Raw genomic sequence first — 8,798 nt, 5'->3', positions numbered from 1 at the left:
TGAAAGTCATATTTGATCATTTTTCCTTGGCAATGAGGGCATGGTGGTGCAGGGTAATCCAGTTTTGCATGAATTTCGATATGAGTATCAGTTTCAAAAACAAGAGAAATAATGATGTTTGGGTCTTTAATTCCGATTAATTCTGTGGTATTCTTAATAAGTCTCATAAGTTCTTCCTAATGATGGTTTGGTTGCTTTTCATTATAGTTCTTATGGGACTTTTTGTCTGCATTCAAAAAGCTCTATAATCTCTACAGTGGTTTTACCCACTACAGAAATTATAGAGTCAAAAGACTTTAGTCATTCTTAACTAAAGCTTTTTTAATCTTAGATTTTATCAAAAATCCAAAATAAAGAATAAATAGTTATGAAGAAAAAAACCTTCAATAAAAGTGAGATATGTAGTCTGTAAGATAATCTAAACTATAAGATGGATTGCTCAATCAGTTAAATGTAATGTGAGGATTATTTTTTATAAGAGTATCTAAGTACGATTCAAACATGGCAGCAATTGAAAGACTACCAATTAAATTAAAGTATTTGATAATTGATTTACAAATTTTTAGAGAGCTTATTTCTCCATTTAGTAAATTTAGTACCTCATTAAAAAATACGATACAACTTTTTTCGTACATACAATCATCGTTTATTTTAAAATTTTTAGCAATTTGTAAAGCTTCTTTTGCACGTCTGATATCTTGTCTGTCAATGTATAAAATGATCATATTTATGAACATCCTAATTGATTCGTTGCCATAGTATCTTAATGTTGAATACTTTTCCAAGTTTAAATTAATTTTTCGAAAAATCAGTTCAATGAACTCGCTATCAAATATAAACATAGCATTGTTAAATAAAACAGTTTCATAGTGAGTCCAGGTTTCTATATTTATTAGATAGTCACGAAGAATTTTTTCTTCTGTACAAGAGCTTGTATTGGTTAGTCTCCCAAGTAAGGATGAAATTAATGCATAAATGATTTTCTCTTTGACGTTTATTTGTGACGAGTAGCTAGTCAGTAAGTTTTGCAATCCTACTATATTATTTTTTTCAAAATAGATTTTAATTTTCTCCATATCAGTAAATTCTTTTTCCAATTGAAAATTATTACAGATAAATAGGAATTCATCAACATTAACATTGAGATGATTCAGTAGGTAAAATAGTTTTGTAGAAGAAATATCAACTTCATTGTTCACAAAACGATAGTATGTTTGCCTAGAAAGATAATTTCCACAAATTTGTTTTACTGAAAAATGTTTTTGACGTCTAAGATGATCGATTGCTTGTCCAAAATTCATTGCCACCTCCATACTATGTAACATATTTGTGACTATGATACATTATTTGCAACTAAATGTCCAATGGAAATTAATTTGAGTTATAGTAACACCATCAATACATTAAGTGTGGAGGTAACTATATGTGGTTGATTTTACTATTTCTTTGAAAATTGTAGGGAAATCTAAGTATTTAAGAAGATTAGCTTTGTTCCAAGACCCTTATTCCAATTTGATATGTGCTAATTGGAACTTTATGAAAAGTATTTTGCAGACAGCTCTTCTTTTGATTTTAAAAGGTTCATTTATTTGAGGTTTAGGATGTCTATCTATTGATGTTCTTAAGATAATTGAGCCTTTTTATATTTTCGTAACTATAATAATGTAGATTTAGATTTAAAAACTAGGATTTTTTGAGAGGAAAGCAAGCACGATTATGACAAAGCATAAAATTAAGATTAATAAATGGACTACACGATCTAAGTTGAATCGAATACTCTAATTGATATTGTAATAAAAAAGCATAATGTAGTAAATTCTATTCTTTGTATTAAAAAATGTTTTCACTGTAACTCAATAATAGATTAAGTAGGGACAATTACTTTTATGAAGAATTACTAAGCTAAATAAAAATATATAATGGTAGTAGTATTGATTATATTTTAAAAAGGAGACATAAATGAAACGTCCTATTTTCTCAGAAAAACTAAGTGTTAGTGAGTTTAAAAAATTTTATTGGTATAAGACTGAATTGCAGGAAATTTGTCAAAAGTATAACTTACCAACTTATGGTACAAAATATGAGTTAGCAGTATATATTATACAATTTTTAAATGGGACCCCTGCTCATTTAATTAAGCCAGTAAGAAAGAACAATCGGTCAGGAATACCAGCTAGTGAAATTACTCCTCACACAAAGATAATAGCTTCAGGAGTTAGTTTAAACAATGAAACACGAAAGTTTTTTTGTAAATATTATAATGTAAAGAAATTTTCGTTTAATAAAGCTATGGGAATTAAAATGAGAGAGATTGAATCGAATAATGATGTAGAAGCTACTATACAAGATTTGATTGATGTATATGAGAAAGGAACTATGGATTTAACTGGAAATAATGAAGAAAAGACTTACCAATGGAATAACTTTGTACGTGAATTTAGAAATGATAAAATCTCCTCGCTTTATAATACTCCATTAAAAGTAGCTGCAATACTATGGGGGAAGGTAAGAGATTCAGATATGCCCAAAAAATATAACAGAAAGTTAGTAGAACTTTATCAAGATGATATTTCATCATTTTTAAAGAAGGAGGAGAGATAATGGGAGAATTTTATTCAAAAATAAGAGAAATCTGTACAAATTGGGGGAATAAAATTGCATATACTCAATTTGAATCAGATCGTTCCATAAATATTTCTTACTTGCAATTCTTAGAATTTGTAGAGAAACTAATTGTCAAATTAAAAGACTTAGAATTACCCAAAAGGGCAGTAATTGGTGTGAATTTAACTCGTAGTTATCAGGTTAGTGCATATATAGTGGCGTGCTCTGCCTTGGACTACATTTATGTTCCACTTGATACTGAGTACCCAGATGAATATATTGATAGTGTTAGTAATCAATTAAATATAAACCTTCTTGTACAAGAAGATTCTACAATAGTATTAAATAAAAATGAGAATAGTATATCTGAAGATTGTAGATTTATTTATTTTACCTCAGGGTCAACAGGTGTTCCTAAAGGAGTGATGCACGGTGAGAAGCATCTTTTAGAGCGAATTAACTGGATGTGCTCTATCTACCCATTTTCAGAAGAGGAGATAATGGGGCAGCGTGCTTATATCAGTACAATTCCTAGTGAATGGGACTTATTCGGGGCTTTTTTTTCAGGAAATACAACTGTTTTTATCCCCAATACAGTAATGCAAGATATCAATACTTTTTCTAATTTTATTGATGAGCATAAAATCACTAGATTGACACTAAATCCTACAATATTACGATTTTGGATCAAATATAAGATAAGCGATAAAGTATTAAAGTCATTGAAATATGTCATTTCGCTTGGTGAAAAATTGGACAATGCTCTGATTAATCTAATAATAAAGAAATATTCATTCATACTTCTAGATGATTATGGTTCTACAGAGACAAGCACACTTATAATTACAGAATATATCAAAAACAGAAAGTCTTGTATAAGAAAAGCTCCTTATTATAAATTAATGATTAAAAATCAGGAGCTAATTGTTAAAGGTGAGAATTTATTTATTGGCTATACAGGTGATAAAGAGACTAAACTTCATAGAAAATACTATAAGACGGGAGATATTGTTGTTGAACGGGATGGTGGGAAAATAGAAATTGAAGGGCGAAAAGATGATATTGTTAAGATTAGTGGAAAAAGAGTCAATACGAAACTAGTTGAACGATATTTAAAAGAAATTTATAAGAATCAAGAACTTGCTGTAGTTACAGTGAAATCTCATGGGGAGCTGGAATTACACGCTGTACTTGTTACTAATAGTGAGGAAGACAACTTTGTTGAAATTCGTCGAAAACTGACTAAGAAGATTCCAAGTTATATGGTTCCTACGAGCTTTCATATTGTTTCAGAACTTCCTAAACTACCGAATGATAAAATTGATTATAAAAGTCTATCTAAGCAATTAGCTGCAGATGATAATAAATTAGTTACACAAGAAAATTTTTTGAATTCAGCCAAAAATATTATCGGTGAAGTAATTGGTAAACGGATTGAAGGAAAACTATTAGATAGTAAATTTATTGATATCGGAATGGATTCTACAAGAATAATGGAAGCAGTTGGACGTTTGAAGATGAAATTAAATAGTGATATACAAGCATCGGACTTTTATAATTTTGAGACTCCTAGAAAACTCCTAGAAAAGATGACGTCTGATTCAACATTTGAACAAGTTGGAGAGACGGATAGAAAAGCAGTTACAGATGATATTGTAATTGTTGGAGTAAGCGGACGATTTGCAGAATATTCTAATATTGAGGAACTTTATTCTGGATTAGTTGAAGGAAAGACTTCGTTTTATGAAGATAACAGACTGGGGTTAGAAAAAATTTATAGTAACAAGCATACTATTCTGGAAAGTACATATGTTAAAAGAGGAGGCTTTTTAAGTACTTGGAATAGATTTCAAAACTCTGTTTTTGAAATGACTACCAGAGAAGCGGAATTAATGGACCCTCAGCAAAGATTCTTATTGATGGAAACTGAAAATTTATTTAGACAAGTCGGTTTTAAAAGAGGAAGCTTATTTGATAATAATATTGGTGTCTTCATAGGAGCAGACGAATCTGGTTTTAGAAACTGTATAAAGAGGGATTATCGTAATTCACCAGATGCTATCTTGGGAAATTTAACAGCATTAATTGCTAATAGAATATCTTATTATTATAATCTTTCTGGTCCAAGTTTGATGATTAATACGGCTTGTTCGTCATCCCTTGTAGCTGTCATAGAAGCGATGGAAAGTATAAAGCAAGGGGAATGCAATCTTGCACTTGCAGGTGGCGTATCTATACAAATGAGTAAAGACTATTTTATTGATACATCTAGGTTGAATATCTTTTCTGATACGGAGAAGCAATGTACTTTTTCAGACAAAGCAGATGGCTTTTTAAGCGGTGAAGGTGGGGCAGTGATTCTCTTAACAAAAGAGTCTTATGCTTTGGAAAATGATCTAACAGTACTTGCACGTCTTAATGGTGCATTTTCTAATCAAGATGGCAGTTCAAATGGGATTACAGCTCCAAACGGTCAAGCACAAGTTAGCTTGTTAAATAATGTATTAAAGCAAAGTGCTTTGGGGGTAGATGATATCACTGCTGTGGAGTGTCATGGTACAGGGACACACTTAGGTGATTTAGTAGAATTAAATGCCTTAGATACAGTATTTAAAGATAGAAAAGAGAGCCTAGTAATTGGTTCCCTAAAATCTAATATTGGACATTTAAACGCTGCTGCCGGAATTGCTTCATTAGTGAAAGGTCTGCTTTGCTTAATCAAACAAAAGTTATTTGTCACTCCTAATGCTTACCCTCTAAATAGTCTATTTAATTGGAAAGATTCGAGCTTAATAGTTCCGAGGAATCTTCAATGTCTCCAAGAACGCTCTCCGCGAATTATGATTAATTCTTTTGGAATTGGGGGAACAAACGCAACATGTATACTAGAAGGTGTTGGAACATCATTAGTTTCTTTTGAAAATAATCTTGATTTAGGAGACAATATGTCGGTGGAATTCCTTGATTTGGGTGGTAATCTTAGTAAAATAGCTCAAGAAAGGGCAACTTCAGAGAGAAAAGTAGAAGCACCTAATATTAGACAGAAATTTATGGAGTTGCTGGAAAGAGAGCTCAATATCTCACAAAATGATATTGACTTTTCTAAATCACTCAAAGATATTACAGACTCGTCACTGAAAATTATGAATATAAGATTTATGATAAAAGAGAAATTTAATAAGGATATTAGTTTAAAACAGTTATTTTCAAACCAATCTATCAAAAGTTTGGAATCATTGCTTATTATTAATGATACTGAGAATAATGTAGAGTCATCACTTAAGTCGGATGATATTGATAATATGTCTGATGAGCAAGTTATTGACTTGTTTAAAGGAGTAGAAAATGAGTGAAAAATATCCACTTTCGGCACTTCAACAATCTTATATATTGGGGAAACTTGGTTACAGCGATGATTATACGGGATGTCATACTTATACAGAATTCGAATTTGGGAAGGAATTAAATCTGAATATTGAAAAAGTTAATCAAATTTGGAATCAGTTACTTATTAATCATCCTGTTTTAAGATTAGCTCTTGATGAGAATGGGCGACAATATATTAAAGAGTATGAAGAATATAAGTTTACTAAATCATTGGATTTAAAAAGTACTAGAGAACGATTGGCAAATAAGATATATTCATTGGATGAATATCCCCTATACACTATTACTTATACAGAGTTATCTGATTCTACTATTTTTCACTTTAGTATTGATTCATTGATTGTGGATGCATATAGTGCTAAAACACTTTTTGATGAAATGTATAGTGCTTACCATGGGGGAAAAATAACTTCTGAGAATCAAAGTTACTTTGAATGGTATAGTTCGTGGAAAGAGAGGAGTAATAAACAACAGGAGAAATATTGGGCTAACAAGTTGAGTCATTTAGACTTAAGTAATAACCCATTACAATTTAAAAATCCAAGCAACGATAATACTCGCTACAGAAAATCTTTTGAGTTTGATGGAAACTCTACAAAACAGCTAATACAGTATTGTAATGATAAAGGGATGCTTTTAACAGCACTTATCACTTATGCTTTTGCGAGGGTTATGTTAAATAGGTTAAAGGTTGATCGTTTAAATATTGTTAATACTTTAGCAAATAGAAACCCTGTTTTAGGTAAATCGGTAAACTGCATAGGTCCGCTAACGAATACAGAAATTATAGAAGTAACGAGCGAGTTGTCAATAGATAAAATTTCTGATGATCTATATAGAGATTTAGAAAATTCAGAGATTGAATTGTCAGAAAAAATACAAAATTATAACGGTAATGTATATTTACCATTTGTGATTACAGTTAATACAGATAGTAAAAGTAATTTAGATAAATATAAAGTTTTTGAGGTATCACAAACTCCTAATGTAGAACTTGAAAATATTATTAGTGTTATAGATGGGAAACTAATATGGGAATTGAACTATTCTAGACGTTTTTTTAGCCATGAAGAAACAGATGATTTATTAAGTGATTTAAAAACTCAAATGTATAACTTTTTGCGCTCTAAAAATATTGATAAAGAGAAAAAAAATGACAAAGAGATAACACTAAGTGAACTGCAACAAGGATACGTGCTAGATAATATAAAATATGGTCAAGTAAATTTTGTGCTACGCAAATTTACGACTACGATGGATTCTATATCAGAATTAAATGGAGTGATAAGAACTCTTGTTGACACATATCCATTTCTTTCTTATGAAATAGAGCAGTTTAGTTATATTAAGGAGACAGAAAACTTAATATATCACCAGCTAAGAAGTTTGGATGATATCATTCATATTATGGATCTAAATCGAAGACCACTTGAAATAGGTTATTGTACTACGAGTGGCGGTTTAGAGCTGGTTTTTGTATTTAGTATGATATATTTGAACTCTAGTTCAATAATTTATCTGATTGAACAAGTAGAAAAGATGCTAAATGGAGAAATTGACTTGATTAGGAAAGATTTGAAATTTCCAATTTCCTATCAAGAGAAAAAATTTGATAAAAATTATTGGAAACAAAAATTTAGTAATATTGATTCTGTTCCTACAACCTCATGGACTAAACTTGAAGATTCTTTTGAAGTGCTAAAAAGAAGGTGTTTCACATTTGGTATGTGGAGTAGTGTTGAGGCTGAGTGTGTGCAACGTGGATTAGATGCCAGTGATTTTTTCCTTTCTGCTCTAATTTGTGCTTTAAAGGAGAATGGTATTCGTCCCCAATTTTATCCAGTAGTAGTATCAAAGAATCCAAACATTTTTTATGAAGATTTTATTGATGATAGTACATTATATTGGATTGATTCCTCACCAGATATAGAGGTAGTTCAGCAGGGAAAGAAAATTTTTATGGATAGGAAGAATGATTTAATTAATTATTCTTCAGATCTTCTCACATGGCTTCATAAAGAAGGTATCTTGCCTCGATCTCAGGTTGTAATTACTGATTGCAGATCAACGATTACAAAGTATAAGGAGGAGTTTGGGTATTCAAAATCTTCCGGAATAAGCTTGGATATAGTCTTAAATAAGAATGAGTACGGATTACAAATTGAACTGAATTATCTAGAGTCGGTTTATGATGAAACTACTCTAGATCACATCGTAGATAACTTGAGAGATTCATTGATTCAGTTATTAAAGAATGAAGGAGAGAATATGAAAGAAATTGGAGTATCTGATAGGAACTATACGGTTGAGCAGATGCGCTCATATTTAAAATTCGGAAAGAAGCTTAGCAAAGAAACATTTAAAAAGATTGTTTATGATTTCAATGATACGGTGTCTGAAGTTTCATATAAGGAATTAATTTATGATGGATTTGATCAGAATGTGATAAAAACTCCGGATAAAATTGCTGTAATTACTGATAGCATGGAAGTGACATATAAAGAGTTATCAGATTTAGTAGACAGATTTGCTTATAATTTATCTATTAAACTTCCATCAATTAGTCAGGGAGATGTTATAGCGGTAGCACTTGATCGCAGTGTAGAAATGGTTGCAGTCTTACTTGCGATACTTAAATTACGTTGTGCCTATTTACCTTTGAGCACTACTGATGGCTATCGAAGGATTGAAGAAATACTCAACGATGCAAAACCTATTGCTGTAATTACAGACGGAGGGTTGGATTCTAAAGTTAATCACTCATGTATTATTAATTTAGAATCTCTAAATAACGAGATTGAAAAAGA

The 8,798-nt window shown here is 30.7% G+C and carries 4 protein-coding genes and 1 pseudogene; 3 read left to right on the top strand and 2 right to left on the bottom strand.

The genetic code is table 11. The features are described from left to right. Nucleotides 1-167 (bottom strand): annotated as a pseudogene (locus HMPREF2877_RS10815) (ISL3 family transposase); the annotation flags it as partial. Nucleotides 168-443: 276 nt separating this feature from the next. Beyond that, nucleotides 444-1,301, bottom strand: coding sequence for a helix-turn-helix domain-containing protein (locus HMPREF2877_RS02245; RefSeq protein ID WP_037598698.1), 858 nt, complete (start codon nt 1,299-1,301; stop codon nt 444-446). A gap of 658 nt (nt 1,302-1,959) precedes the next feature. Here HMPREF2877_RS02245 and HMPREF2877_RS02240 point away from each other — a divergent pair. From HMPREF2877_RS02240 to HMPREF2877_RS02230, 3 genes are all read left to right on the top strand, one after another. Then, nucleotides 1,960-2,601 carry an SAP domain-containing protein gene (locus HMPREF2877_RS02240; RefSeq protein WP_002892324.1) on the top strand — a complete coding sequence of 214 codons (642 nt, stop codon included), beginning with the start codon at nt 1,960-1,962 and terminating at the stop codon, nt 2,599-2,601. Next, a complete protein-coding gene (locus HMPREF2877_RS02235) occupies nt 2,601-5,957 on the top strand; it encodes a beta-ketoacyl synthase N-terminal-like domain-containing protein (RefSeq protein ID WP_070578491.1) in 3,357 nt (1,118 codons plus the stop codon). Before HMPREF2877_RS02240 ends, HMPREF2877_RS02235 begins: the two co-directional genes overlap by 1 nt. Beyond that, nucleotides 5,950-8,798, top strand: a 2,849-nt coding sequence (locus HMPREF2877_RS02230) for a condensation domain-containing protein (RefSeq protein ID WP_141751035.1), incomplete at its 3' end; no start/stop codon positions are given. The genes HMPREF2877_RS02235 and HMPREF2877_RS02230, both read left to right, overlap by 8 nt.

The sequence above is a fragment of the Streptococcus sp. HMSC072D03 genome (assembly GCF_001812855.1).
Taxonomy (GTDB): domain Bacteria; phylum Bacillota; class Bacilli; order Lactobacillales; family Streptococcaceae; genus Streptococcus; species Streptococcus salivarius_D.
The sequence above is the reverse complement of the archived record's forward strand: the minus strand, read 5'-3'. Positions and strand labels throughout refer to the sequence as shown.

What these genes read in the sequence shown, in the direction of transcription:
- HMPREF2877_RS02245 (WP_037598698.1), bottom strand. Translation starts at nt 1,301, where the DNA reads ATGAATTTTGGACAAGCAATCGATCATCTTAGACGTCAAAAACATTTT.
- HMPREF2877_RS02240 (WP_002892324.1), top strand. Translation starts at nt 1,960, where the DNA reads ATGAAACGTCCTATTTTCTCAGAAAAACTAAGTGTTAGTGAGTTTAAA.
- HMPREF2877_RS02235 (WP_070578491.1), top strand. Translation starts at nt 2,601, where the DNA reads ATGGGAGAATTTTATTCAAAAATAAGAGAAATCTGTACAAATTGGGGG.